The organism is Myxococcus guangdongensis (genome assembly GCF_024198255.1).
Classification (GTDB): domain Bacteria; phylum Myxococcota; class Myxococcia; order Myxococcales; family Myxococcaceae; genus Myxococcus; species Myxococcus guangdongensis.
The window spans coordinates 460,209-486,048 of the sequence record NZ_JAJVKW010000002.1 but is presented as its reverse complement, the minus strand read 5'-3'; the positions used below and the strand labels follow the sequence as shown (position 1 = coordinate 486,048).

At 71.6% G+C, this 25,840-nt stretch carries 15 protein-coding genes; 6 read left to right on the top strand and 9 right to left on the bottom strand.

What is annotated here, in order from left to right:
* The first annotated feature begins 62 nt into the window (after positions 1 to 62).
* Positions 63 to 4,544 carry a hypothetical protein gene (locus LXT21_RS06820; RefSeq protein WP_254037274.1) on the top strand — a complete coding sequence of 1,494 codons (4,482 nt, stop codon included), beginning with the start codon at positions 63 to 65 and terminating at the stop codon, positions 4,542 to 4,544.
* Between the two features lie 124 nt (positions 4,545 to 4,668).
* Here the strand turns inward: LXT21_RS06820 and LXT21_RS06815 are convergent, their stop codons facing one another.
* The 3 genes from LXT21_RS06815 to LXT21_RS06805 all read right to left on the bottom strand — a co-directional run bounded on the left by LXT21_RS06815 (position 4,669) and on the right by LXT21_RS06805 (position 7,729).
* Positions 4,669 to 5,280 carry a hypothetical protein gene (locus tag LXT21_RS06815; RefSeq protein ID WP_046711263.1) on the bottom strand — a complete coding sequence of 204 codons (612 nt, stop codon included), beginning with the start codon at positions 5,278 to 5,280 and terminating at the stop codon, positions 4,669 to 4,671.
* Positions 5,281 to 5,402: 122 nt separating this feature from the next.
* Positions 5,403 to 6,965, bottom strand: coding sequence for an acyl-CoA carboxylase subunit beta (locus LXT21_RS06810; protein ID WP_046711264.1), 1,563 nt, complete (start codon positions 6,963 to 6,965; stop codon positions 5,403 to 5,405).
* A gap of 50 nt (positions 6,966 to 7,015) precedes the next feature.
* Entirely contained in the window at positions 7,016 to 7,729 is a 714-nt protein-coding gene (locus tag LXT21_RS06805; protein ID WP_254037273.1) for a Coq4 family protein, read from the bottom strand.
* Positions 7,730 to 7,971: 242 nt separating this feature from the next.
* Here LXT21_RS06805 and LXT21_RS06800 point away from each other — a divergent pair, with 242 nt between their 5' ends.
* Positions 7,972 to 9,129, top strand: coding sequence for a site-2 protease family protein (locus LXT21_RS06800; protein ID WP_254037272.1), 1,158 nt, complete (start codon positions 7,972 to 7,974; stop codon positions 9,127 to 9,129).
* 27 nt (positions 9,130 to 9,156) lie between these two features.
* Here the strand turns inward: LXT21_RS06800 and LXT21_RS06795 are convergent, their stop codons facing one another.
* Together LXT21_RS06795 and LXT21_RS06790 are read right to left on the bottom strand one after the other, a co-directional pair.
* Positions 9,157 to 10,545, bottom strand: a complete 1,389-nt coding sequence (locus LXT21_RS06795) for a hypothetical protein (protein WP_254037271.1) — start codon at positions 10,543 to 10,545, stop codon at positions 9,157 to 9,159.
* 315 nt (positions 10,546 to 10,860) lie between these two features.
* Positions 10,861 to 11,277, bottom strand: coding sequence for a hypothetical protein (locus LXT21_RS06790; RefSeq protein ID WP_254037270.1), 417 nt, complete (start codon positions 11,275 to 11,277; stop codon positions 10,861 to 10,863).
* A gap of 209 nt (positions 11,278 to 11,486) precedes the next feature.
* On the opposite strand from LXT21_RS06790, the gene LXT21_RS06785 reads away from it, so the two are divergent.
* From LXT21_RS06785 to LXT21_RS06770, 4 genes are all read left to right on the top strand, one after another.
* A complete protein-coding gene (locus LXT21_RS06785) occupies positions 11,487 to 14,570 on the top strand; it encodes an aminotransferase class I/II-fold pyridoxal phosphate-dependent enzyme (RefSeq protein ID WP_254037269.1) in 3,084 nt (1,027 codons plus the stop codon).
* Between the two features lie 180 nt (positions 14,571 to 14,750).
* Positions 14,751 to 15,749, top strand: a complete 999-nt coding sequence (locus tag LXT21_RS06780; protein ID WP_254037268.1) for an SAM-dependent methyltransferase — start codon at positions 14,751 to 14,753, stop codon at positions 15,747 to 15,749.
* An 88-nt stretch (positions 15,750 to 15,837) separates the two neighbouring features.
* The gene (locus LXT21_RS06775) at positions 15,838 to 16,626 is read left to right on the top strand and encodes a hypothetical protein (RefSeq protein WP_254037267.1); all 789 of its coding nucleotides are present in this window, start codon (positions 15,838 to 15,840) and stop codon (positions 16,624 to 16,626) included.
* Between the two features lie 93 nt (positions 16,627 to 16,719).
* Positions 16,720 to 18,096, top strand: coding sequence for a WS/DGAT/MGAT family O-acyltransferase (locus LXT21_RS06770; RefSeq protein ID WP_254037763.1), 1,377 nt, complete (start codon positions 16,720 to 16,722; stop codon positions 18,094 to 18,096).
* A gap of 13 nt (positions 18,097 to 18,109) precedes the next feature.
* Here LXT21_RS06770 and LXT21_RS06765 read toward each other — a convergent pair whose 3' ends face one another.
* Genes LXT21_RS06765 through LXT21_RS06750 form a run of 4 tightly spaced genes read right to left on the bottom strand, consistent with a single transcriptional unit; the run spans position 18,110 to position 25,803 of the window.
* The gene (locus LXT21_RS06765; protein WP_254037266.1) at positions 18,110 to 19,501 is read right to left on the bottom strand and encodes a sigma-54-dependent transcriptional regulator; all 1,392 of its coding nucleotides are present in this window, start codon (positions 19,499 to 19,501) and stop codon (positions 18,110 to 18,112) included.
* Positions 19,498 to 21,039, bottom strand: coding sequence for a sensor histidine kinase (locus LXT21_RS06760; protein WP_254037265.1), 1,542 nt, complete (start codon positions 21,037 to 21,039; stop codon positions 19,498 to 19,500). The genes LXT21_RS06765 and LXT21_RS06760 overlap by 4 nt, the downstream gene beginning before the upstream one ends.
* Before the next feature lie 60 nt (positions 21,040 to 21,099).
* Positions 21,100 to 24,456 carry a GspE/PulE/PilB domain-containing protein gene (locus LXT21_RS06755; RefSeq protein ID WP_254037264.1) on the bottom strand — a complete coding sequence of 1,119 codons (3,357 nt, stop codon included), beginning with the start codon at positions 24,454 to 24,456 and terminating at the stop codon, positions 21,100 to 21,102.
* A gap of 51 nt (positions 24,457 to 24,507) precedes the next feature.
* On the bottom strand, positions 24,508 to 25,803 hold the full coding sequence (locus tag LXT21_RS06750) for an RDD family protein (RefSeq protein ID WP_254037263.1): 1,296 nt from the start codon (positions 25,801 to 25,803) through the stop codon (positions 24,508 to 24,510).
* Positions 25,804 to 25,840 lie beyond the last annotated feature (37 nt).

Below are 25,840 nucleotides of genomic sequence, written 5' to 3'. Positions count from 1 at the left end.
GCTGTCGTCCATCGGACCCACCCGCTTCGTCGCCGGAGGTGTCACAGGGACCCGCCGCCGCCGTGTCTCCGCCCCTGGATGTGCAGGGCGTGGTGCGCCGGGCGGAGCGCGCGTTCCGTGTCGCGCGGGAGGGCGGCTTCACGGGAGACCAGGACACCTATGCGCTCCGGGTGGACCCGGGGGGCACGGTGCGGCTGTCACCCCGTCACCTGGAGGCGGTGGAGGGTGGGGCGGCCAAGACACGCTCGAAGCCCGTCACGGGCGCGCCGCTGTCGGTGCGCACGGTGGCGGTGTCGCGTGGTGGACGCTCGCTGTTGGGGGCGCTGGAGGTGTCCGTCCGGGAGGACGGCGCGCTGTCGCTTTCGCGTGGGGCGCTGGTGGAGGTGCTGGAGAACGGCGACGGAGGGATGGAGCAGCGGTGGGAGTGGGCGCGGGCGCCCGAGGGCGAAGGCGACCTTGAGGTCCGCGTGGCGGTGGAGGGGCTGGCGTACGCGGGGCGGACGGAGCACGGCCACCACTTCATGGACCCGGTGACGAAGCTGGGCGCGCGCTATGGCCTGGCGACGTGGGTGGACGCGGCCGGGCGGAAGACGTCGGTCGAGACGGTGCGCGACGGCGAGGTGCTGGTGATGCGCGTGCCAGCGCGGGTGCTGGAGGACTCGAGCTGGCCGGCGATGCTGGACCCGCTGGTGTCGCCGGAAATCGAGGTGGACGTGCCGGTGCCGGTGCCCAACGCGCTGTCGAACACGCGCGCGGCGGTGGCCTTCGGTGGCGGGCGCTACCTGGTGGCCTGGGAGAATCGAATCTTCACCCAGGACGAGCTGTTCTTCGCGCGCGTGGATGCCGCCGATGGGCGGGTGCTGGACGTGGGCAGCCTGGTGCTGGTTGCGGGTACGGGGGACCAGCGAGGTGTCGCCGTCGCGTCCAATGGGCAGGACTTCCTGCTGGCCTGGGAGGACGCTCAGGTCAGTCAGACGACGGGGCCGTACTCGGACCTGAAGGGCGCGCGCGTGCGAGGGGCGGATGGCCGGGTGCTCGATGGCGCTCCGCTGAACCTCGCGGTGGGCGCGAGGGACGAGCGCAGGCCCTCCATCGCCTCGGACGGCACGGACTACCTGGTGGTCTGGGAGGATGGGCGGCGCGCGAGCAACACCTACGACGTGTACGGCACGCGGGTGAGGGCCTCGGATGGCGCCATCCTGGACGTGGGCGGGCGACTGCTCGCGGGAGGCTCGGGCTCCACGAATCACTGGTTGCCCCAGGTGGGGTACGCGGAGGGGAACTACCTGCTCACCTTCACCAACGGGCGGCTGTGGGGCCAGCGGTTGCGCGCGTCGGACCTGGCCTCGCTGGATGGGGGCGGGTTCGTCATCTCCTCGGTCGCGGGCATCCTGGCCAGCGGGAAGGTCGCCTTCGATGGGGACCTGTTCCTGGTGGTCTGGACCGACTTCCGCAACGGCGCCAGCAATCCGGATGTTTTCGGGGCCCGGGTGACGTTGGACGGAGCGGTCCTGGACCCGAGTGGGCTGCCCATCTCCACCGCCGCGCAGCGGCAGGAGGCGGCGAGCGTCGCGTCGAACGGGAACGGCTTCCTGGTGGCATGGCAGCACACCGTGGCGACCAACGTGACGGACATCCACGCCGCGACGGTGGGGCGCAACGGCACGGTGGGCAGCTCGTTCGCGTTGGGGGTGGCCGCGGCCTCGAGTGACCAGGAGCGGCAGCCCACGCTGGCCTCGGATGGGACGCGCTACTTCGTCGCGTGGCACGAGCTGCGCACCACGGGCCACCTCCTGGTCTCCGGCGCGCGGGTGGACGCGTCGGGGGCGATGTTGGATTCGGAGCAGGTGCTCTCCGTGGACGTGGGCCGGGAGCTGGTGCCCGCCGTGGCGCACGCCTCGGGGACGTACCTGGTGGTGTGGCAGGACGACCGGGCGCGCGCGAAGGTCGCCGACATCCTGGGGGCGCGGGTGCGCGCCTCGGACGGGGTGGTGCTCGACGCGTCTCCGCTGCTCATCGCGACCACGTCGAGCCTGGAGGAGCTGCCGAGCGTCGCGTCCGATGGTCACCAGTTCCTGGTGGTGTTCCAGCGCCGCACGGATGGCGTCTCGGGGAGCAGCGACATTCTCGGGGTGCGCGTGGGGAGGGATGGGGCGGTGCTCGACGCGACGCCGATGCCCATCTCCACGGCGGCGACGGACCAGACGACGCCGTCGGTGGCCTTCAGCGGTGGGTACTATCTGGTCGCGTGGACGGATGCGCGGACCAACACGCAGCGCAGCGACATCTTCGGCGCACGGGTGCGGGCGTCGGATGGCGTGGTGATGGAGCCGCAGGGCTTCGCGGTGTCCGGCCAGGCGCTCGTGGAGCGGCGGCCCGTGGTCGCCTCGGGGGATGGACAGTTCTTCGTCGCCTGGGAGGACGAGCGCAACTTCCCGTACTCGGGGGACATCTTCGGGACGCGGGTGAGGGCGGCGGATGGCGTGGTGCTCGACCCCCAGGGCATCGCGCTGGCCACGCAGACGTATGGTGAGAAGTCACCCACGGTGGCGTTCGACGGAAGCCACTACCTGGTGGCCTGGGAAGACCTGCGCGTCGTCCTGACGACGGTGCAGGGGCGGCGGGTGCGTGCGTCGGACGGCGTGGTCGTGGACCCCTCGGCGTTGTCGCTCGCCACGGAGCTCGTCTATCAGCGCCAGCCGACGCTGGGCTTCGATGGGACGCGGTATCTGCTGACGTGGCACCGGGGCTCGGTGAACTACAGCCAGCACGCGCTGCATGGGCGCAGGTTCTCGCCACAGATGACGCCGGTGGACCCGTCCTCGTTCCTCATCTCAGACAACACGTCCTCGGGCGCGGGGCGCATCGGGGTGGCCTCGTCGGAGCCCGGTCGGTTCCTGGTGGCGTACAACGATTATCGACAGTTCGCTCGCATCCGGGCGCGGCTGGTGACGGACCCGCTGATGAATGGGGCGACATGCGCGGCGGGAGGGCAGTGCTCGAGCGGCTTCTGCGTCGACGGCGTGTGTTGTGACGGGGCGTGTGGTGGAGGGGGGGCGACAGACTGTCAGGCGTGCGCGGTGCAGGCGGGCGGCGTCGTGGATGGGGTGTGCGGTCCGGTCCGGGCGGAGGTCCAGACGGTGTGTCGGCCCGTGTCGGGGCTGTGTGACGCGGCGGAGCTGTGTGACGGTGTCGAGGTGGAATGCCCGGCGGATGGCTTCGTCGCGGCGGGCGTGGTGTGTCGTCCCGCGGCTCAGGTCTGTGATGCCGTGGAGCGGTGTGGTGGGGACTCCGCCGAGTGCCCCGAGGACGTGCTCGAGGTGGACGGGACCTCGTGTGACGACGCGAGCGCGTGCACGCGCGAGGACACGTGTCAGTCCGGGGTCTGCATGGGCTCGGACCCGGTGGTGTGCACGGTGGACGATGCGTGCCAGGTGCCGGGGACGTGTGATGCGGTGACGGGGACCTGCTCGGCGCCGATGAACGTGCCGGATGGGACGGCGTGTGATGACGGCAACGCGTGCACGCAGGTGGATGCGTGTCTTGGCGGTCGCTGCAGGGGCGCGGAGCCGTTGGTCTGTTCCTCGCCGAATCCCTGCATGAAGCCGGGGACGTGTGATGCGACGACGGGACTGTGCTCGCCTCCGACGCCCGTGGCCGATGGGACGGCGTGTGACGATGGCAATGCGTGCACCCAGGTCGATTCGTGTCAGGCGGGTGCGTGCACCGGCGCGAGCCCCGTGGTGTGCACGGCGGGGGATTCCTGCCATTCGGCGGGGACGTGTGACGTGGCGACGGGCCAGTGCTCGCCTCCGGTGCCCGTCATGGATGGGACCTCGTGTGACGACGGCAATGCGTGCACCCAGCTCGATACATGTCGGGCGGGCGCTTGTACCGGAGCGGACCCCGTGGTGTGCGTGGCCGGGGATGCATGCCACACGGCGGGGACCTGTGATGTGTCCACCGGCCAGTGCTCGCCGCCTGTGCCCGTCATGGACGGAACGGCGTGTGACGATGGCAACGCCTGTACGCGAAGCGACGCGTGTCAGGCGGGGGCGTGCACGGGCGCCGCGCCAGTCATCTGCGGCGCGAGTGATGCCTGTCACGAGGTGGGAGTCTGCAACCCGTTGACGGGGCGCTGCTCGAACCCGGAGCGTGAGGATGGCGCCGAGTGCTCCGGCGGCGCCTGTCAGTCCGGCACGTGCATCCCCTCGCCGGACGCCGGCGTGCCGGATGCCGGCGGTGACGAAGATGCGGGAGCACCGGATGCAGGCAGTGAGCCGGATGCGGGTGTCGAAGACGCCGGGATTCCAGACGCCGGCGCGCCGGATGCGAGTGCTGATGACGCTGGGACGCTGGATGCCGGTGTCGCGCCAGACGCGGGCTCCGCCGAGGACGGCGGGCCCCATGGCCCATCCATCCCCGCCCCCGAGGAGCCACTGGGGTGCGGCTGTGGATCGTCCTCGGACTCGTCGAACCTGGGCTTGTTGACGCTCCTGGCGGGCGCGGTGCTGCTGCGCGCCTCACGCCGACGTCACGTCTGACATCCCCTCTCGAACGCACACGGACTCGGGAGTGGAGGCTTCCACCTCCACGCTCGAGTCCACCCGTGACGTCTCGAACTTCCTCACGCCCGGAAGACCCCTCCGGGCGTCACACGCGCGAGCGCTACTTCCGCGCGCTGCGGTACTGCTCCATGTACGCCCGCGCCTGCGCGAGCTTCGCCTCGACGAACCGGTCATCCTCATCCGGCTCCGGAGGCTTGGACGGAACCGCCGCGGCATCCCCCCCAAAATCCACGGCCGCGGCCAGCAGGTTGCGCGCGGTGTTGCCACCCCCGAGCATCCGCGCCAGCAAGCCCGTCTCCACATCCAGCCAGCGAGCGGCCTGGCGCATCACATCCAGCACCTCGCCCTCCACGGCCTTCGAGGGACGGCCCGGACCGCTGACGCACGTGCGCGCGTAGCTGTGCTCCCGGTCCACGAAGATGCCCAACGTGCGCTCACGGAAGTCCTGGGAGATGGCCTGCGCCATGGCGTCGAGCTGCTCCTCCAGGAAGGGCTGCTCGGACTTGCGCGCCTTGCGACCGGGGGCGGGAGGCAGGGCCACCTCCGCGGCGTGCCAGCCCGCATCGGCCAGCCCGTCCGGGGGCGTTTCCACCCACTTCACCTCCGGCGTGGGGAGGTCCACCGCCTCGCAGACACGCTTGAGCGTCTGACGCAGTGCGGTGAGGTTGCCTTCGACGTCGGCGAGAAACAGAAGGAGTCGGCGGTGGGGCAAAATGGGGGTTCCTTTCCTGGCCCGGTGAAAGCCCTCGGGACGCACGAGAATTTCCCGTGCGACGCGAGCCTGCCTGCTCTCCAGCCGAGGCAGAGCAGGCATCCAGGGGCCCGGAAGGGAGCCTACAGCGGGATGTTCCCGTGCTTGCGCGGCGGGTTCTCCTGACGCTTGTCCTTCAACATCTCCAGCGCCCGGATGACCTTGGCCCGCGTCTCCTCGGGGCGGATGACCTCGTCGATGTAGCCCAGCTCCGCCGCCTTGAACGGGTTGGCGAACTTCTCGCGGTAGTCGTTCACCAGCTTCGTGCGCTCGGCCGCGGCGTCCTGCGCCTTGTTCAGCTCGTTGCGGAAGATGATGTTGACCGCGCCCTCGGGGCCCATCACCGCGATTTCGGCGGTGGGGTAGGCGTAGTTGATGTCCGCGCGGATGTGCTTGGACGCCATCACGTCGTACGCGCCGCCGTAGGCCTTGCGGGTGATGAGGGTGATTTTGGGGACGGTGGCCTCGGCGAAGGCGTACAGCAGCTTGGCGCCGTGGGTGATGATGCCGCCCCACTCCTGGTCGGTGCCGGGCAGGAAGCCGGGCACGTCCACCAGCGTGAGCAGGGGGATGTTGAAGCAGTCGCAGAAGCGCACGAAGCGCGCGGCCTTCACGCTGGCGTCGATGTCCAGCACGCCGGCGAGCACCGCGGGCTGGTTGGCGACGATGCCCACGCTCTTGCCGTTCATGCGCGCGAAGCCCACGACGATGTTGCGCGCGTAGTGCTCCTGCACCTCGAAGAAGTGCTTGTTGTCGACGACGGCCTTGATGATGTCCTTGATGTCGTAGGGCTTGTTGGGGTTGCTCGGGACAATCGTCTTGAGCGACTCCTCGGCCCGGAACGGGTCATCGTCACACGGCTGGACGGGCGGGTCCTCCTGGTTGTTGGAGGGCAGGAACGACAAGAGCTCGCGCGTCATGACGATGGCGGCCTGCTCGTTCTCCGCGGCGAAGTGCGCCACGCCGGACTTCTGGTTGTGCGTCAGCGCGCCGCCCAGCGACTCCTTCGACACCTCCTCGTGCGTCACCGTCTTGATGACGTCCGGGCCGGTGATGAACATGTACGAGGTGTCCTTCACCATCATGATGAAGTCGGTGATGGCGGGCGAGTACACCGCGCCGCCCGCGCACGGACCCATGATGAGCGAAATCTGGGGCACCACGCCGGAGGCCAGCGTGTTGCGCAGGAAGATGTCCGCGTAGCCAGCCAGGCTCTCCACGCCCTCCTGGATGCGCGCGCCGCCCGAGTCGTTCAGGCCGATGACGGGCGCGCCCACGCGGGTGGCCATGTCCATGATCTTGCAGATCTTCTGGGCATAGGCGCCGGACAGCGAGCCGCCGAAGACGGTGAAGTCCTGGGCGAAGACGAACACCTGACGGCCTTCCACGGTGCCGTAGCCGGTGACGACGCCGTCGCCCGGAATCTTCTTGTCGCCCATGCCGAAGTCGGTGGAGCGATGGGTGACGAACTTGTCCAGCTCGCAGAAGGAGCCGGGGTCGAGGAGCAGGTCGATGCGCTCGCGAGCGGTGAGCTTGCCGGCCTCGTGCTGCTTGGCGATGCGGTCCGCACCGCCACCCAGCTCGGCCTGCTTCTCCATCTGCTGGAGGCGTGCGCGGAGGGGGTCCTTCTCGGTGGTCTCGTCCATGGGCCCGCGCTCTAGCACGATTGGGGCGCTCGCGCGCTGCCCGCCTTCGCTCAGGCGGCGCGTCGGGCGGGGTCGTCCTTTACCGGGCCCATCAGGACGGGGAGCAGCGCGTCCACTGCCAACAAGTCCACGCCGTAGCGTTGGCGGACCTCCTCCAGGGGGCACGCCCACAGCTCGCGCCAGGGGGCGCCGAACACGGGGCGAGCGCGGCGTCCCAACACCCAGCCCCGGGCGAGCGCCTGGACGCGGGCGTCGCGCTCGGAGAAGGCATAGAACAGGGTGTTGGCGAGCCCTCCGGTGAGGATGCCGAGCGCGAAGGGGCTGCCCACCTGCGCCAGGCTGAAGGCCTGGACGCCCAATTCTCCGGCCACGTCCGTGTCGAAGCCGGTGAGCACGTGCCAGAGGTCGTGGGACTCGAGCAGGTGCGCGCGCACGTAGTCCTCGGGCGTGTGGGCCTCGCGTTGGGGCAGGGCGTCGGGGTCCAGGCCGTTGCGGTCCAGGTGGTCGATGAACGCGCGGCCGAGCGTGCCTTCCGGGAGGGCTCGCAGCGTGGCGAGCGGGAGGCGGCCCACGCGGGGGCGCTCGGCGAGGGCACGGGCGCAGGCGGGGGACTGCATCAGCCGCTCCACGATGCGGCGCATGGCGGTGGGGGGCACGAGCACGCGGGCCAGGTCGATGATGTCGGGGAGGCGGTTGGGGTCCCTGAGCACGCGGGCCGCTCTCCAGACTTCACGGGCGAGCGTGAGGGGGCTGTTCAGGTTCATGAGGGGCCTCTCGAGGGGAAGGGGCATGGCGGGAGTCGAGCGCGGGCACGCTAGCTGGCGAGTCGCGCGCATGGCGCCGTGTCCCGGGGCGAGGTGCTCGTGGGTGGACACCTGGCGGGATGGGGAGCGGACACTCAGGGGCCGGGCGGGCGAACGCGTCACCCCTGGCACCGTGCGCGCGTCGTGCGGCTGACGGACGTTGGTGGGGCAGGCGAGGGCGCGCCGGCCAAGGAGGACGCGAGATGCGCGAGACGCGAGGTGCGTTGCAGGTGGGCTCGTTGCGCGGCATTCCCATCCGCGTGCACTTCTCGCTGCTGCTCGTGTTGCCGTTGCTCGCGTATGTCTTTGGCGGCGCGTTCCGGCGGGCCGCGGAGGTGGCGGAGGTTCCGGCGGGACAGTTGTGGGGCGCGCCGTGGGTGTGGGGGCTGGGCGTGGCGGTGGGGTTGTTCGTGTCGGTGTTCGTGCACGAGCTGGCGCACACGCTCTACGCGTTGGCGCGGGGCGGGCAGGTGCGCTCGATAACGCTGATGATGGTGGGCGGGGTGTCGGAGTTGTCGGAGGCTCCGCCGAGGGCTCGGGACGAGGCGCTGATGGCGCTGGTGGGGCCGCTGACGAGCCTGGCGCTGGCGGGGCTGCTCGCGTTGGCCACGTGGGGCGTGGCGGGCACGGGCTCGTTCAATCTGCAGTTCGCGTGTTTCTACCTGGCGAGCCTCAACCTGTTCCTGGGGGTGTTCAACCTGCTGCCCGCGTTCCCGATGGATGGCGGGAGGATTCTGCGGGCGCTGCTCACGGGGCGGATGGGGATGGTGCGCGCGACGCAGGTGGCGTCGGTGGTGGGGCGCGGGTTCGCGCTGCTGTTCGGGCTGTGGGGGCTGGTGACGTTCAACCCGTTCCTCATGGTCATCGCCTTCTTCATCTTCATGGGCGCGGATGGGGAGGCGCGGCAGGTGCGGATGAAGGCCACGTTGGAGAAGGTGCGGGTGGCGGAGTTGATGACGCCGCGCTGGCTGGGCGTGGACGTGGGGGCGTCACTGGAGGACGCGCTGTGGGAGTTCCGGGTGGAGCGGCGCACGGCGTTGCCGGTGACGGAGGAGGGCAGGCCGTTGGGGCGCGTGGCGGTGGAGGCGGTGCGCGCGGTGCCAGCGGAGGAGCGCACGCGGCGGCAGGTGCGCGAGGTGATGCGCGCGGCGCCGATGGCGCGGCTGGAGGAGGACGGTTGGCGGGCCCTGCGTCGCATGTCGGAGGAGGCGTCTCCGCTGCTGCTGGTGGTGGACGCGGACGGGCGACTGGCGGGGACGCTCGAGGTGGGTGACGTGGAGCGCGGGCTGACGCTCTTCCAGAACCGCGAGGAACGGGCGGAGCGGGATGCTCGGCGTTGGCGCGAGGAGCGACCGGCGTGACGCTCCAGGCGCCAGGGATGCGCGCGTCTACTTCGACTCCGGCAACGTCCAGTCGAAGAAGAACCGGTGCGCGCCACCGGGCGCGCTGTCGAGCCAGCCCGTGATTCGCTCGCTGCGCGCGAGCAGCGGTCCCAGCTCGGAGCTCACGGCGAACATCGCGGCGAGGTTCTCGTCCGACAGCACGTCCGCCAGCGACACCTGGGACAGCCCGCGCGCGAGCAGCTTGGGGTCCAGCGAGAAGTCCGCCGCGCGCTCCAACTTCGCCGTCGTCTCCGGCAGCGCGGCCATCGTCGCCTGCGTCACCGCGTCGTCGTTGCCCACCACCAGGTGCTTGCCCTTCTGCCGCACCTGCACCGTGCCGCCCTTCACTGTCAGCGCCCAGCCGTCCTCCAGCGCCTTCGCCCCCGGCAACGTCCCCAGCGACGCCAGCGCGCTCTTCATCGCCGCCGCGTCCTTCACCTCCGCCGCCATCGCCTGCTTCACCGCGAAGAAGCGCGCCTCCGGCGCTCGAAGCGAGCCGCGCACCTGCACGTTGCTCATGCTCACCAGCATGTTGCCCGTCAGCTGCTTCGCCACCGCCTCCGTCGTCGCCTGCACCTGCTCGCGCGGACACGACGCGCACAGCGACTGGATGTTCGCCCTGAGCGAGCCCACCGCCTGGGAAATCCCCGCCGGCGCCACCGCCACGCGCGAGAACAACAGCCCCTCTGGCTTCATCGCCGCATACGGGCTCGCCGCCTTCGCCTGGAACGGCGGCAGCGGCAGCTTCGTCGTCGTGCCGTCCACCTTCAGCCCCGCCGCCGTGCCGTCCAACCCCAACACCGCTCCACCCGTGGCCAGGAACGCCACCCCCGCCACCTTGCCCAGCCGCGCATCCGCCGCGGGCGCCTTGCCCACCAGCTTCACCGCCTCCTTCAAGAGCGCCGCCCCACCTTCGTCCGTCGCCCCGTACGCGCAGACGTCCGAGCCCTTGAGCGCATAGCCCATGGCCCCGCCCGCCGAGCGCGTCGTGCTCACCGTCGTCACGCCCTTCGACGTCGACGACTTCGCCTCCTCTGCCCCGGCCTGCGTCATCGCCTCGGCCGCCTTGGCCTGGAACACCTTCGCGTCCGACACCCGCATGCACGACACGCGGCCATCCGTCCGCAGCGACACCGTCGCGGGCCCCGCTGGGTCCAACCCCACCGCCGTCAACGTGTCCGGCTTCGTCGGGTCGATGGTCAGGAACGGGTGCAGCTCCGCGCGCCACGCCGCGGGCCTCAGCAGCGCCGCGTGCGTGCCCGCGCGCTCCAGGAAGGCCGTCAGCCCCGCCAGCGCGTCCAGCTTGGGCACGTGGACCACCGTCTGGGCCTGGGCTGCGGAACGGGGCGCGGGAGCAGCCGCCAGCGTGGCGGCGAGGACGAGCGAGGAGAGCATGCCCTCCGTGAGAGCAGCGCACCTCCACCCCTGTCAAGGCACTCGCACCACCCGTCCTCGCGGAAGCCGCCTGGGCCTCACCCGAACGGCCAGTGGTGGACGATGGCGCCGGCAAAACCCCGGTGGAGCAGCGAGGCGAAGCCAGTCCGCCTGACTGCCCACCGGTCCCCCCTCCTCATCCCGGTCCTCGACTCCCCCTCGTCCAGACCCACGCGGGTACGTGGCCCCGGGACCTCGGGCCCCAGGTGCCACGGGCGTCCGCCCGCACGGCCCGGAATGTCGAATCAGACGGGATGCGCTACGACTTCAAGAGACTCAGAGTCGGCCCAGGTTGGCCCACTCAATCATCCGCTCCGCCAGGTCCTCGGTGTTGCGACGCAGGTGCCCCAACTGGAGCACCTGGTCATCCGCCTCCGCGAGCGTCATGCGCCGCGTCAACAGCTCCGCGAAGCGCACCACCTGCGCGATGCTGATGCAGTCGGCGTCCTCCGACGCCCCGGCGAACCGCGCCACCTCCGCGTCCACCTCCAACTGCTCATCCAGGAGCGCCTTCACCAGCGCCGAGCGGGACACCGGCGTCTCGAACTCCTCGGGATTGCGCAGCTGACGACGCCACGGCTGTGCCTCCCACCGCGCACGCGCGGGGTCCCGGATGACTCGGTTCCGCGAGGGCTGAATGCTCATCAAGGCCTGCATGCCGACCTTCGTCGGCGACCCGAAGCTGAGTTCCATCAGTGCCCCCTCTCCACCACGGGGTCTGTCCACGAGCGTGACCGACTTCATTCGTTCCAGCCGTTGCCTTCCCGTCCTACCCACGCGACCACCCCTTCATTACGCGCGAGCGCCCGAAACTTGATTGGAGCCACGACGCCAAAGGGTTGCGTGCATGCGCCAGGAGTGCGTTGACACACGGCGGAGGGCCCGGGACAGTCGCGCGCGCCATGCCGACCTACCCGTCCTCACCCCGAGAGGCCTTCCACCTGTTGCGCGCGTTGTCGGAGGACCTGGCCCACCCAGAGCGGCGTGCCCAGGCTCGGGTGGAGCTGCGCGAGCTGGCGGACCTGTCACGCGAGCAGCCCGAGTCGGCGCCGCTGCGACTGGTGACCGTCACGGTGGCGGTGGGCGCCTCGCAGGAGCGGCTGGAGCTGTTCCTGCTGCCCTCCATCTTCGCGCCCGAGTCCTGGGCCTACACCTTCCTGGAGGGGCTGCTCAGCGTCCCGTTGGATGAGTACGCCGGCAAGCGGCTGGTGGAGGTGGGCGCGGGCTCGGGCTGGATTTGCATCGCGCTGGCGAAGTTCACGCGGCTGGCGCACGTGCACGGCGCGGACCTCAACCCGCACTCGCTCGTCGTCGCCCGCTGCAACGCGTGGCTCAACGGCGACGAGACGCTGGTGTCGCGGCTGTCCTTCGCGGAGAGCGACCTCTTGCGTGGTGTTCCGGCGCTGCCCGCGTGGGACTTCGTGGTGGGCTGCATCCCCCAGGTGCTGCGCACGGAGGAGCTGCCCGGGGAGCTGTCCCAGGCCGACGAGCAGGCGCTGTACGACTTGTCGAACTACTGCACGCTGCAGAACGTGTACGAGGACCACTTCGGTCTGGGGCTCATCGCGCGGCTGCTCGACGAGGCGCCCGAGCGACTGGCGCTGACGGGGAAGTTGCTGCTGAACCTCGCGGGCCGTCCAGGCCGCCCCATCATCGAGCGCATGTTCACCCGCCGCGGCTTCTCCACGCGGGTGCGGGTGGCGCGGCGCGTGAGGCAGGCGGCGGACACGGACATCCGTCCCCTGGTCGCGCTGGAGCAGCGCACCGGGCGCGAGTTCGAGTTCTTCATGGAGGCGCACAGCCCCGAGCCCCTGCGCGCCGCCACCGCGCTGGGCTGGCTGCAGTCGGGCCATGCCGTATGGCACGAGGTGGCGGTGTGGGAAGCGCACCTGTCGCGTCCGCGCGAGACGCTGGCCCTGCGCCAGTCGCTGCGGGGGCTGGGCATCCCCGCGCTGCAGGAGGAGCTGGATTTGGGCGCCGCCTCGCCCGAGCAGCTCGGCTTCGTCGCGGCGCTCTCGGAGCGGCTCGCGAAGGGGCCGCTGCTGCCGTACGCGCACGAGGCGGGGGACGCGTCGTTCCGGCGTCAGCTGGTGCGCTACCTGGAGCGCTACTTCGGCCTCCGGCTGTCGGCGGAGGAGCTGTTCGTCGCGCCCGAGCGCGAGCAGGCGGTGTACTCGCTCCTACTCGCCACGTGCGACGTGGGCGACGAGGTGCTGGTGTCGCGCAACCTCCACCCGCTCTACGCGCGGGCGCTGGAGAAGGCGGGCGTGCGCGCTACGGTGACGCACACGACGCTGGAGGAGATTCGCCGGCTGCTGTCCGCCTTCGACGTGAAGATGGTGCTGCTCACGGTGGAGAAGGGCGAGCGCACCAACCTGTCCGTGCTGCGCGACATCATCGCGGAGGCGTCGCGGCGGGGCATCTGGGTGGTGCTGGACGAGAGCGCCTTCTTCAACATCACCGGCGCGGTGGAGCCGCTCACCCTCTTCGAGTTCCTGGCGCGCGAGCCGTATGCCCCCAACCTGGTCGTGCTCTACGGCCTGGTGAAGAACGCGGTGTGGCCGGACCTGGAGCTGACGCTGCTGCTCCCCGTGCCGGAGCCGCTGCGCGCGGACCTGGAGGTGGCGGCGGAGGTGACGTACTCGCGCATCAGCACGCTGGCCCAATGGTTCTACGAGCGCACCTTCGCGGACCTGTTGTCCTTCCGCATCTCCTTCGCGGAGCCGGAGCCGCCCGGGCCCCGCCGTCACCCGGTGTCTCCGCTGCCGCGCTCCTCGCGCATCCAGACGCTGACGCGCTTCCCCGCCTTCGCGCCCAAGGTGTTCCGCGAGGACGACGCGGAGCTGGTGCGCCTGGACTACGGCGAGAACGAAGGCCCGCTGCCCGAGCCGCTCGTGGAGGGGCTCATCGCCGCCGCCGCCGCTCCCCGTGAGTCCGGCGCGCAGACGGGCCTCTCGGAGGCCGTGGCCGCCTTCCTGCTGGAGACGCGCGCGGCGCGCTACACGCCCGAGGAGCTGGTGCTCGCGCCAGGGGTCTGGCCGCTCATCCACCACCTGGGCGTCGCGCTCAAGAAGCGCCTGGGCCGCGCGCCCCGCGTCTTCCTGACGACGCCCTGCTACGGCGTGCTGCCGCCGACGTTCCTCTCCGCCGGCTGTCAGGTGGACCAGGGCACGCTGTCGGAGCTGCTGTCGCGACGAGGGCAGGGCGGCTTCGTCCCCGACGCCGTGGTCATCTCGCAGCCGTCCAACCCCACCGGCGTCTACGTGGCGCGCGAGGAGCTGGTGGCGCTCGCCAACTACGTGGTGGAGCAGCGCTGCCTGCTGGTGTCCGACGAAATCTTCGGCCTGGTGAACCTCACCAGCCCCACGGCGGAGACGGTGCACAGCCCGGTGACGCTCGAGGGCGCGGTGCCGGGCGTGGGCGCTCGCACGGTGGTGCTCGGGGGCCTGTCCAAGGAGTTCGCCGCGGGCGGGCTGCGCGTGGGCTGGCTCGCCACGAGGGACCGCGCGCTGGCCTCGGCGATGCGCGAGGCGGGGCCGGGCGTGCTGCACCTGGTCACCGCGCGCGCGGCGGCCTACCTGTACGCGGCCTATGCGCGAAGCCCGGACGGCCAGCTCCTCTACCCGGCGCGACACCGCTCCCTGCGCGCCTTCCTCACGAAGATGCGGCGCGAGCTCGCGGAGAAGCGCGACATGCTCGCGGCGGTGCTCCCGTCCGAGGCGCGCGCGGAGGTGGGGGACGCGGGGGGACTCTTCCTCGCCCCTCGCATGACGGCCTGGCTGGGCCGCACGGTGGACGGCGAGCGGCTCACGCCGGAGAACCTGCCGCGCATCGTCTATGAGCACACACACGTGGTGCTCAACGGAGGCCCCTGGTGCTCGGACCCCGAGCGCGTGCGCGCCGTCTTCTCCATCCCCCGTGACAAACTGGTGAAGGCGTGTGAGCGATTGAAGGTCTTCGGCGCGAAGCTCCCGTCCTCCTCCTGACATCCCACCGCTTCCGGCGCGCGACTGTCTTCGAGTCGACGCCGGGGTCGTTCATGTGGGGACAGAGACCCTGTCCCCACGGTGGATGGGGCACTCCAGGTAATTCCAGCATGATTGGTAATCCCCGTTGGGCCTCCGGCCCAGCCCGGGGGTCTTCCGTCTCCTGTCGTGAGGGGTGTCATGCCCAATCTGCTCGACCTGCCTCGGCAGGCGTTGATGGACCTGCGTTCACGGCTGAGCCACCTGCCGTTGGTGTCGCAGCTGCCGTTGCGCAACGTGGTGCCGGACAGTCTGTCGTTGTCGAGTCCGGCGCCGCAGGACTCGGCCTTGTCGGATCCTGCCCGGGTGCTGGCATGGCAGAAGGCGTGTGAGCGGTATGTGAAGCCGGGGCAGGTGGTGATGGACGTGTGCGCGGGGGCGGGCCTGCGCACCTTCGCCGCGGCGACGCGGCATCCCCGGCGGCTGTACGCGGTGGACCCCTCGCGGCTGCTCGACACCACGCAGTGGGTGGCGCGGCGCAACGGGCTCGAGCACATCGACTTCGTGCGTGCGCAGCCGTGGAGCTTCCAGGCGCCGGAGAAGGTGGACGTGCTGCTGCACGAGCTGCTCGGCGAGGCGCTCTTCGACGCGGGGCTGGTGCCCAGGATGTTGGATTTGCGCTCGCGGCTGCTCAAGCCGGGCGGGCGCATCCTCCCCAACCGCTTCGAGGTCTTCGTGGAGCCGGTGCAGCTTCGCGAGGAGGCGTGTCTGCCCTTCATCTGGAGCCAGCGAATCCCGGGCGTGGACTACAGCTGCCTGCAGACGCTGCGCGAGGCGATGAACCCGTCCTACTTCACGCGCATGGTGCGCTCGTACGAGGTGGACCACCTGCTGTGCGAGCCGGAGCCCGCGTTCGCCTTCGATTTGGAGACGATGACGGCGGAGGGCTTGCCGCAGCGCGTGCGCTACGAGCGGCCGGTGATGGAGGAGGGGCGCGTGGATGGCTTCTGCCTGTTCTACAAGGTGGCCTTCGACGCGGAGCTGTCCTTCACGGTGTCGCCCTTGCGAGGACAGAACCCCGCGGGCATGACGCTCTTGCGCGTGGACCCGCGTGAGTTCGCCCGCTACGAGACGCTGGCCTTCGAGCTGGAGCTGCCGGACCCGGGGGATGTGGGCAGCTGGCGCTGGCACTTCCGCTGAGGGAGCGGGCGGCAGTGCTCGCGGGTGGACACCCGGAGGGACTGGAGGGCTTCGCCTCCGGGGGCGCGTGCCTAGGTTTCAGCCCGGCATGGGTTCCATTCGTGGGTGGGTGGTGGTGGGGGGCCTGCTGAGCGCCTTCGCGGCGCTGGGGCAGGAGGGGGGCGAGCGTCCTCGCACGGTGGCGGGCGTCTGCGGAAGCGCCAACTGGGTGTGCGTGGCGGAGTGCATCGAGCCCGAGTGCGTGGACCGCTGTCTGCGCGAGGGCTGCGAGCAATCGCTGGACAGGCTCAAGGCCTGCACCCTGAAGGCGGGCTGTGCGGAGGACGACACCCAGTGTTCCGCGAGGGCGTGCGGCAACACGTGTCAGAAGGCCTTCGAGCCCGCGCCGCCCAGTCCGGAGAAGGAGCAGAAGTCTCCGTGCGACGGGCGGACGGCCTCGGCCAGGCCCGTGCCCCAGAAGCTGATTGGCGCGTGGCGACTGGCGGCCGCGAGCCTGCCATTGCAGACGGACGGAGGCTTCACGCGCATCGAGCCGCAGCCGCGCGCGGACTATGCGCGCACGCTGCAAATCACGCCCGAGGGGTGCTTCGTGCTGCGCACCGCCTTGAAGGACGCGACGCTGGGGCAGGGCAACCAGCTCGTCGTCCGCGCCTGGGGGACGATGGAGGTGCTGGATGACCACCACGTGAAGCTGCTCGCGAAGGATGGCCAGGCGGTGGGGCCGGTGTGCGGTGACAAGCGCGTCATCCCCCTGGCCCGCTCCAAGGTGAAGTTCAAGGGGGGCTCCTTCCGGTGGGACTTCGAGGAGGAGACGCTGACGTTGACGGTCGACGACGCGACGAAGCAGACCTTCCAGTTCGAGCGCGAGGAGGGGTAGCGGCCCGCGAAAGACAGCGCGCCACGGGAGGTCGTCCTGCGCCATCATGGTGTGTCCCGTCGGGTGGGACGCACGGAGGCACGCGTGGCCGGGATGAACCAGGAGCGGATGGCGAGTGTGGACGCGCTGTGGTTCCACATGGAGGAGCCCGCCAACCTGATGATGATTACGGCCGTGCTCGGCTTCGAGGGCCGGCTGGACTTCGAGCGGCTGCGCGAGCTGGTGCGCACGCGTCTGGTGGAGTGCTACCCGCGCTTCCGCCAGAAGGTGGTGCTGGGACGGTTGGGGCAGCCTCAGTGGGAGGAGGCCCAGGACTTCTCGTTGGACGCGCACCTGCGGCGCCTCCAGGTGCCGGCCCCGGGAGACCGCGCCGCGCTGGAGTCCCTGGTGAGCGAGTGGATGAGCACGCCGCTGGAGCGCTCGCGTCCGCTGTGGCAGCTCCACGTGCTGGAGGGGGGGGACGGGGGGGATGTGCTGCTCGCGCGGCTGCATCACTGTCTGTCGGATGGCATCGCCCTGGCGCGGGTGTTGCTGACGCTCACGGATGGCGACGGTGCCCAGACGGTGGCGCCGGAGTCCGCTCGGTCAGCGCCTCGCGAGGGGGGCCTGGCGAAGTGGATGCGCGGGGCGCGGGCGGTGGCGGGCACGGCGCGGACGGTGCTGCGCAAGGGCGCGGAGATTGCCGCGGAGCCCATCCTCGCGGGCGACCTGGTGCGGCAGGGGGCGCTGGGGGCCGCGGCGCTCGGCAAGCTGATGGTGGTGACGCCGGACCCGCGCACGCCGCTCCGAGGGCCCCTGGGGACTCGCAAGCGCGCGGCGTGGTCCTCGCCCATCCCCCTGGAGCGGGTGAAGGCCGTGGGCAAGGCCCTGGGCGGCACGGTGAACGACGTGCTGCTCGCGGCGCTGGCGGGCGCGCTCAGGCGCTACCTGGAGGCTCGCAACGTCCCTCCCGAGGACCTGCACGCGGTGGTGCCGGTGAACCTGCGCCCGCTGGACGAGCCGGTGCCCCGGGAGTTGGGCAACCGGTTTGGCGTGGTGCTCCTGCGGCTGCCGGTGCACCTGGCCGAGCCTCGGCGGCGGCTCCACGAGCTGTCGCGTCGCATGGACCTGGTGAAGAAGTCTCCCGAGGCGGTGGTGACCTTCGGCGCGCTGGAGTTGTTGGGCTACACGCCCGCGCCGCTCGAGCGGGTGGTGGTGGATGTCTTCGCCACGAAGGCCTCGCTGGTGGCCACCAATGTGCCGGGGCCCCGACAGCCGGTGTCGCTCGCGGGCGTGAAGCTGCGCGCGCTCACGTTCTGGGTGCCCCAGGCGGGACACCTGGGGTTGGGGGTGAGCTTGTTCAGCTACGCGGGGCAGGTGACGGTGGGCGTGGCCGCGGATGCGCTGCGCGTGCCGGACCCGCACGCGCTCATCGACCACTTCCACGCGGAGCTGGAGGCGCTGAGCGACGTGGTGACGCAGGTCGCGTAGCCCGCGCTGGCGGCTACAGCAGGGCGTGCTCCTCCAGCTTGTTGTAGAGCGTCCGGCGGCTGATGCCGAGCAGCCGGGCCGCCAGCGTGCGGTTGTCGCCCGCGCGCGCGAGCGCGTCCACCAGGGCCTGCTTCTCGGTGTCCTTGCGCTGGGACTCGAGGGTGCGGCCGCTCTCGGCGGCGGGGGACGCGAGCGCGGTGACGCCCTGGGGCGGCGTGGTCACGGGCGCGGAGAGTCCCGGCTGGCGGGCCAGCTCGCGCGAGACGTCCTCGCCCGCGAGCGTCTGCCCGTCGGAGAGGACCACCAGTCGCTCCAGGAAGTTCTGGAGCTGGCGCACGTTGCCGGGCCACGGTTGGGCGCGCAGCACCGCGAGCCCGTCCGGGGTGAGCGTGAAGGGCGGCTTGCCGTTCGTGCGCGCGTGGATGTCCAGGAAGTGGCGCGCGAGCGGTTCGATGTCCTCGGGGCGCTCGCGCAGGGACGGCAGCCACAGCGGCACCACGTTGAGGCGGTAGAAGAGGTCCTCGCGGAAGCGCCCCGTCTTCACCAATTCCTCGAGCGGCTGGTGCGTGGCGGCGACGAAGCGGACGTCCACCTTCACCGTCTGCGTTCCGCCCAGCCGCTCCAGCTCCCGCTCCTGAATCACCCGCAGGAGCTTCACCTGCACGGCGAGGGAGATGTCGCCAATCTCGTCCAGGAACAGCGTGCCGCCGTGCGCCAGCTCCACGCGGCCGGGCTTGCGTGTGGCGGCGCCGGTGAAGGCGCCCTTCTCGTAGCCGAACAGCTCGCTCTCCAGCAGCGTGTCCGGCAGCGCGGCGCAGTGCAGCTTCACGAAGGGGCCCGCGTGGCGGGGGCTGCCGTCGTGCACGGCCTTGGCGGCCAGCTCCTTGCCCGTGCCGGACTCGCCGCGCAAGAGCACGGTGGCCATGCCGGTGGCCGCCTTCGCGAGCAGGGACTGGGCCTCCATCATCCGCTGGCTGCCGCCGACGAAGGCGCTCGGGGTGCGGAGCGGTTCGTTCACCGCCTCGCCTTGCGCGCGCAGGAGCGCCTTGCGGATGGTGAAGAGAATCTCCTCGCGGTCGAAGGGCTTGAGCACGAAGTCCGCGGCGCCCGCCTTCATCGCCTCCACCGCCAGCGGCACGGTGCCGTGCGCGGTGATGAGGATGACGGGGACGTCCGGCCAGAGCCGGCCCATCTCGGCCAACAGCTGCATGCCGTCCATGCCGGGCATGCGCACGTCGCTCACCACCACGTCCACCGGCCAGCGCTCGAGCAGCGCGAGCGCCTCCGTCCCGTTGCGCGCCGTGTGCGTGGCCAGGCCCGCCTGACCCAGGAGCGCGCCCAGCACCTTCGCCACCGCCGGGTCGTCATCGACCAGCAGCACGGTTCCCTTCAACGACTCACTCACGCGGCTTCTCCTTCGGCCCCACCCTCCACGCTCCGGGCTTCCACCGGCAGGCGCAGACGCACCACCGTACCGCGCCCCTCCCGGCTTGTCAGACCCACCGTGCCTCCGTGCGCCTCCACCACGCGGCGGACGAACGCCAGCCCCATCCCGCTCCCCGAGGCCTTGGTGGTGAAGAAGTCGTCGAAGGCGCGCTCGCGGGTGCGCACGTCCATGCCCTCACCCGTGTCCTCCACCTCCACCGCGACGGCCTCGCCGTCCTTCAGCGTGCGCACCGTGAGCGTGCCGCCCTTGGGCATGGCCTCGGCGGCGTTGCGCACCAGGTTCTCCACGGCGTTGGTGAGCAGGTCCTCGTCCGCGGCGCAGGTCGGCAGGTCCGGGGCGAGCTCGCGGACGATGGTGATGGGGCTGGTGCTCGCGAAGGCCTGGAGGGAGAGGACGCCCTCCACGACGCGGCCCAGGTCGACGGGGCGGGGGAGGGGTTCCACGCGCGCGAGGCGCTGGTAGGTGTCGACGACGCGCCCCAGGCGCTCGACCTGCTCGAGCATCAGGTCGAGGAACTCGCCATGCGTGTCCCATGACTGGCCTCGGGCGTGCTCCTCCTTGAGGTACTGGGCGGCGCCCTTGAGCGCGGCGATGGGGTTCTTCAAGTCATGCGCCATCTGGGCGGAGAAGCGGCCCAGGGTGGCCAGGCGCTCCATGCGCTCGCCGCGGGTGACGAAGGCGGTGACACCTCGGCGCGTGGCGGCCACGAGCGCGAAGGTGATGGCGGTGGTGCACAGGACGAGCGCGCCCACCTGCGCGGCGAAGAGGCGGAAGACGGTGAGGTAGGCGAGCACGCCCACGCCCGCGAGGACCACCGCGTGCAACGCCATGCGCGGGGCGCCCTTGCTCCCGTCGAGTCCAAAGAGCCCGAAGCGCAGCGAGGCGGTGGCCATCAAGGGCAGACACAGCAGCGTGCCCAGGCTGCCCAGACGCGGCACCTGTCGCAGGCCGATCTCCACCGCGAGCTCCGTGAGGAGCAGGGCGACGAGGAAGGTGAGTCCCAGGGCCATCAAGCCCGCGCGGGCGCGCTCGTCCGGGCGTCGCGCTTCGCGCAGGTGCAGCGCGAGCAGTGTGAAGGTCCCGATGACCGGTGGGGCCACGAGGACGGTGACGAAGAGGCCGAAGCGCAGGGTGAGGATTTGGGCGGCGAGCGAGGGCACACCCAGCGCCACGTGCATCAACAGGGCGAGGGCGCCGAAGACGGCATAGGTGCCGTACATGGCCCAGGCCGAGCGGCGACGACGGCCCACGAAGGCGAGGGTGAAGTGCAGGGTGCACGGCACCGTCATCAGCGCGGCGGCGAAGCCCACCAGTCGCCAGCCGGGCTCACCCGCGCGGGCGAACGCGTAGCCGGTGAAGTTCCACGCGGACAGCGCGATGGAGAGCAGGGACAGCGGCAGCGCGAGCGGGCTGCGTCCCACCCGGGCCAACGCCAGCCCCGCGAGCGCGAGCTGCCCGGCGCACGCGATGAGGCTGATCCACATCCCACCGGTCATGGAGTCCTGTCCCGCGCTGGCGTCACCCGCGCAGCATAGCGGGGATGGCACGGCTACCGCTCAGAGCATGCCCAGCCGGCGCGCGTTGGCCGGGTCCACGGCGGCGCTCTCCCACCGACGCGCGGCCACTTCGCGCTCGTTCTCCGGCGCGTCCGCGTAGTAGCCGAGCGTGTCGTTGAGCGCGCGGCTCAGCTCCTCGATGGCGGCGAGCCGCACGTCGAGCTCGCGGTGTCGCAGCGCGGCGATGAGCCAGTCCGCGCGGCGACGGCTGCGGTTCTCCGCCCACCACGCCGCCCACTGCTTCGGGCTGAGGCCCAGCGGCATGCGCGTCACCTCGCGCAGTGCTTCCGCCGCGGCCTGCGCGCACATCTCGTCCTCGCTGCGCGTGAGCTGGATGAGGCCCTCGACGGCCTCGCGGTCATGCAGCGTGCCCAGCGCCCGTGCCGCCAGCGCGCGACGCATCATGTCCCGGTTGTTGAGCTCCTGGCGCAGCTCGCGCATCGCCGAGTCCAACCTCGGCAACTGCTTGAGCGCGGCCGCCGCCACCCGCGCGGCGCTCGAGATGTCCGGCTCCAGGTCGAACAGGCCGCGCAGCACGCCGTCCACCAGCTCCACGTAGGGGAGGTTGCCCGCCGTGAGCAGCGCGAAGTAGCGCGTGTCCGCGTCATGCGAATCCAGCAGCGGCGCCAACGCCTGCGCCGCGGGACGCCCCAGCCGCGACAGCGCGGCGGGAATCGGACCGAGCTCGTCCGCCTCGGGCAGCTCCACCACCGGCAGTCGGCTCCACGCGGTGGGCCCAGGGAAGTGCTGCGCGAGCACCCGGGCACTCGCCTCGGGCGAGCGCGCCAGCTCCACCATCGCGTTCGAGCGCTGCGCGGCGTCCGGACCCGTGAGCCGACGCAGCAGCGGCGCGAAGTCCGGCGGCGGGCGCTCCTCCTGCGACTGCGCGCGAGGCGGCAGCGCGGCGGCGCGTCCCACCGTGCCCGCGGCGCCGCGACCGAAGAACGGGCTCCAGCCCAGCCCCGCTACTACCGCGGGCGCGGGAGCGGGCGTGGCGGCCACCGGCACGTCGACGTCGATGGTGATGTCCTCCTCGATGGAGCGAGGCTCGGACACACGCTGCTTGCGGAAGAGGATGAGCTCCTGGAAGGCCGAAGCCAGGTCCTGGCAGAACAGGATGTAGTCCGACAGCCGTCGCTGGCTCATCGGCTTCTGTCCACAGTCTCCGTAGATGATGGCCACCAGTCGGCCCTTCACCTCCACCGGGTACAGGAACACCGTGCGCGGCGTCTGCCGGCCGAACAGCTCCAGGTAGTGACGGGTGAGCGCATCCGGAGGCAGCGGCCCCGCGTAGCTTCCCCGCGTCACGGCCACCGTGCGGAAGACGCTGCTCGCGTCGAGCGGGACGGACACCTGGGTGAGCCCTTCGCTCGCCATGCCGTCGCCGCGCGCTTCCCATCCAATCGCCGCGCCTCTCAGCACCGCGAAGGCGGCCACGTAGTCGAACGTCCGCCGCCCGAAGCGCAGCGCCACGTCCATCAACTTGTCCCGGTCCTTGGTGGACTCGCGCAACGCGGCGCGCGCCGCCGCCAGCGTCCAGTCAGGGACGTCCTGATTGGCGGATGCGGTGGGGGGCGGCCGGACTTCCGGCTCGGGCGTCTTGGCCCGGGGTTGCGCGGCCGGCTTGTTCGGGTTGGGGAAGACGATGAACGCGGGCTCACTCGAGCGCGGGGGCTGCGCGGGAGGCACCTCGGGCCGAGGACCTCCGGCCGACAGCGGCGAGCCGAAGCGCATCGTGGAGAGGGGTGCGGAGTCCATCCCCGACGTCGGCGCGGCGGGACCCGGCGGCCACAGCTGCGGCGCGCCACCGGACGGCGCGGGCGGCCACAACGCAGGCGCGGCGCCGGGCGTCGTCGCGGACGCAGGCGCTCCGCTGGCAGGAGTCGTCGTGGGACGCGCCGCCGTCGCGGGCTGGGAGGCAGGCTGCGCGCCGGGTGAGGTGGAGGGACGCGCCACCGAGGTTGCGCCACTCTGCGCTGTCGTCTGCGGCTGCGCACCGGGACCTGTCGCGGGTCGGCCCGTGGACGTGGCAGCCGGAACACCGCTCGCCGTCGTCGCCGGAGGCTGCGCACCGGGACCTGTCGCGGGACGGCCCGAGGACGCGCCGCTGGTCGTCGAGGGATGCGCCGGAGGCTGCCCCGCGAAACCTGTCGGTGAGGCGCCGCCCGTCGTGGGATGCGCAGGAGGTTGTCCCGCGAAACCCGCCGGTGAAGCGCCGCCCGTCGTGGGATGCGCGGGAGACTGTCCCGCGATGCCTGCCGGTGAAGCGCCACCCGTCGCGAGAGGCTGTCCCGCGAAACCCGCCGGTGAAGCGCCGCCCGTCGCGAGATGCGCGGGAGGCTGTCCCGCGAAACCCGCCGGTGAAGCGCCGCTCGCCCCGGACACCCCGGCCGAAGCGCCGCTGGTCGATGAACCCGCCGATGACTGCGTCCTGACCGCCCCGGTCGATGGACCCGCCGAAGCCTGTGCTCCCGTCGGCGAAGCACCCGCGGCGCGCGCCGGAGCCTGCACCCCGGATGGTGCAACACCCCGTTGAACCGTCGTGGGCGCCGCTTCCACGGGAGGCCGAGGCGGGGTCGCCGTGAGCACCGGCGGCTGGGCCGGGCGCGAAGTGTCGGGCCTGGACGGCGGCGTCGCGGGACGCTCAGCCGAGGGCATGTTCAGCCGCAGCGGGGCCCGCACGAAAGCGGGGGGCGGCACCGGGTCGGGCGGCGGAGGCGGCGGCGGACGCTGCGGCTCACGTACCGCAGGCGCCTCACGGGGCGCGGCGCGAATCTCCCCGGCCACCGGCTCTCCGGCGACGGAGCGGGCCAGCCGCTCCACCATGTCCACCGTGAGCGACTCGTCCGAGGGAGGCGGAGGCGGCGGCGTGACAGGGAGCTGCTTGTCCGGGTCCAACGCGGACACCAGCTGCGTGAAGCGCGGCGCCAGCGGCTGGCGGTAGATGGTGGAGATCCACTCGCGAATCCGCACCTCGGCGGCCACCCACAACTCGAGCGGCTTGCCGAGCAGGAACCCGACCTCGTCGAGCTCCTTCTTCGGCACCGGATACGCGCAGGCGACGTGCAGCGTCTGCCCATCCAGCGACAGCGGCACCACGCACAGCCGCTCGGCGATCTTCGGCGGGATGAAGGACGCGACCTCGAGGTTCGGCTCGAAGTCGACCAGGTTCACCGGCCGGAAGCCCGCGACGTCACCGAGCAGCGAGAGGACATCCGCCTCGCTCGTGAGCCCCTGCTCCAGCAGCAGCGTGTCCAGATGCCCGCCCTGGGCCTGCTGGAGTCGCAACAACTCTCCCGCCTTCTCCTGGGAAAGGAGCGTGCGGGAGACGAGGAGCTGGGCAAGGCGGGCGGGCATGTAGGCGCGGCATCTTACGGCCGCGGCCGCAAGGCACAATGAAGCGGTGGTTCAGCTCGGTTGAACGACGAAGGTGGACGTCAGCTTGTCATGGAGCGTCTGTCCACGGCGATCAAAGAGCGCCATCCAGAATCCGCCCAGGAACAGCACGAAGGAGAGGCTGGCCAGCATCGCGCGGACGATGGCCCGTCCCGGCGCCGGCGCCAGGCCATGGGTGTCCACCAGCCGCAGGCCCAGCAGCAGTCGGCCCAAGGTGCGTCCGTTCCAGAGGAAGGCCGCCACCGCGCAGTACACGAGCGCCAACACCAGCACCAGGAAAAACCCGGGCAGGAGCACCGTGTGCAGCGCCCGCAGCCACGCGACGAAGCCGTCCAGGCCGGACAGGCCCGCCTCGGGCTTCATCCCCGTCACCGACGAGGCCAGGGTGATGTACAGCGCCGCCACGCCACCGATGGCGGCCGTGTCGACGCTGAAGGACAACAGCCGGCGCCACAGCGACGCGGGGCGCGCGTGCACCTCGGCGACCCCCGGCTGCACCGCGGCGTTGCGCACGGGCTTCGGCTTCTCCGTCCGAGGCGCTGGGCTGGCCATCGCCGGCAGCGCCGAGGGCACCGGGGCCGGCGCGGACTCCATCACCGGGAGGCCGGACGCGGAAGGGGCCGGCGTCTCCAGGGCCGCCATCACGGGCAGTCCCGAGGACACGGGCGCGGGGGCCACGGGCTCCGGCGTGGACCAGGGCAGGCCCGACGGCATGGGCGAGCCGGGCTCCGTGTCCGCGAGGCTCGCGGCGGGCGCCGGGGACTCCACGCGGGGCAGGCCGGGGAGGCCGGGCGCGGGCGCCACCAGGGGCTGCACGCGCGGCGGCACCGGCGCGGTCCCATAGGCGGGCGTCATGGCGGACATGGGCGTGTGCGCCGTGGCCGGCACGGGCGGCACATCCACCGGGAAGCCTCCCCCCTGGGCCCACGAGGGCTGGGCGGGCGGGGGCGTCGGGGCGCGAGGCGCGGGCCGGTGCGCGGGCGTCATGCCCGGCGGGGTGGGGCGGGCGACCCCGGGCGGGTTCTGGGGCGCGGCGGCGCGGGGCGCGGCGGGAGGAGGAAGCGGGCCCGCGAGCGGCGCCACGGACGGCGGGGCGGGGCTGCGCTCGGCGAAGGCGGGGCCGTCGTCACGCACGCCGGAGCGGCGGTCGATCATCAGGTCCCGGTCGAGGAAGCTCGGCAGACCCGGCAGGGTCGTCTGTGCGGCGGCCTTGGCGCAGGCGGGGCACTCTCCGACGGGCGGCAACAGGGCTCCGCACTTCATGCACTTGGACAACGGACTCTCCTCCGGGATGAGACGCGTCGCCATGAAAAGACGTCCGCCCCGAAGGAGCAAGAAAAGTGGC

Coding starts and splice junctions, on each gene's coding strand:
- LXT21_RS06790 (WP_254037270.1), bottom strand. CDS start 11,277: ATGGAACTCAGCTTCGGGTCGCCGACGAAGGTCGGCATGCAGGCCTTG.
- LXT21_RS06810 (WP_046711264.1), bottom strand. CDS start 6,965: ATGGACGAGACCACCGAGAAGGACCCCCTCCGCGCACGCCTCCAGCAG.
- LXT21_RS06795 (WP_254037271.1), bottom strand. CDS start 10,545: ATGCTCTCCTCGCTCGTCCTCGCCGCCACGCTGGCGGCTGCTCCCGCG.
- LXT21_RS06805 (WP_254037273.1), bottom strand. CDS start 7,729: ATGAACCTGAACAGCCCCCTCACGCTCGCCCGTGAAGTCTGGAGAGCG.
- LXT21_RS06780 (WP_254037268.1), top strand. CDS start 14,751: ATGCCCAATCTGCTCGACCTGCCTCGGCAGGCGTTGATGGACCTGCGT.
- LXT21_RS06770 (WP_254037763.1), top strand. CDS start 16,720: ATGAACCAGGAGCGGATGGCGAGTGTGGACGCGCTGTGGTTCCACATG.
- LXT21_RS06750 (WP_254037263.1), bottom strand. CDS start 25,803: ATGGCGACGCGTCTCATCCCGGAGGAGAGTCCGTTGTCCAAGTGCATG.
- LXT21_RS06755 (WP_254037264.1), bottom strand. CDS start 24,456: ATGCCCGCCCGCCTTGCCCAGCTCCTCGTCTCCCGCACGCTCCTTTCC.
- LXT21_RS06785 (WP_254037269.1), top strand. CDS start 11,487: ATGCCGACCTACCCGTCCTCACCCCGAGAGGCCTTCCACCTGTTGCGC.
- LXT21_RS06760 (WP_254037265.1), bottom strand. CDS start 21,039: ATGACCGGTGGGATGTGGATCAGCCTCATCGCGTGCGCCGGGCAGCTC.
- LXT21_RS06775 (WP_254037267.1), top strand. CDS start 15,838: ATGGGTTCCATTCGTGGGTGGGTGGTGGTGGGGGGCCTGCTGAGCGCC.
- LXT21_RS06800 (WP_254037272.1), top strand. CDS start 7,972: ATGCGCGAGACGCGAGGTGCGTTGCAGGTGGGCTCGTTGCGCGGCATT.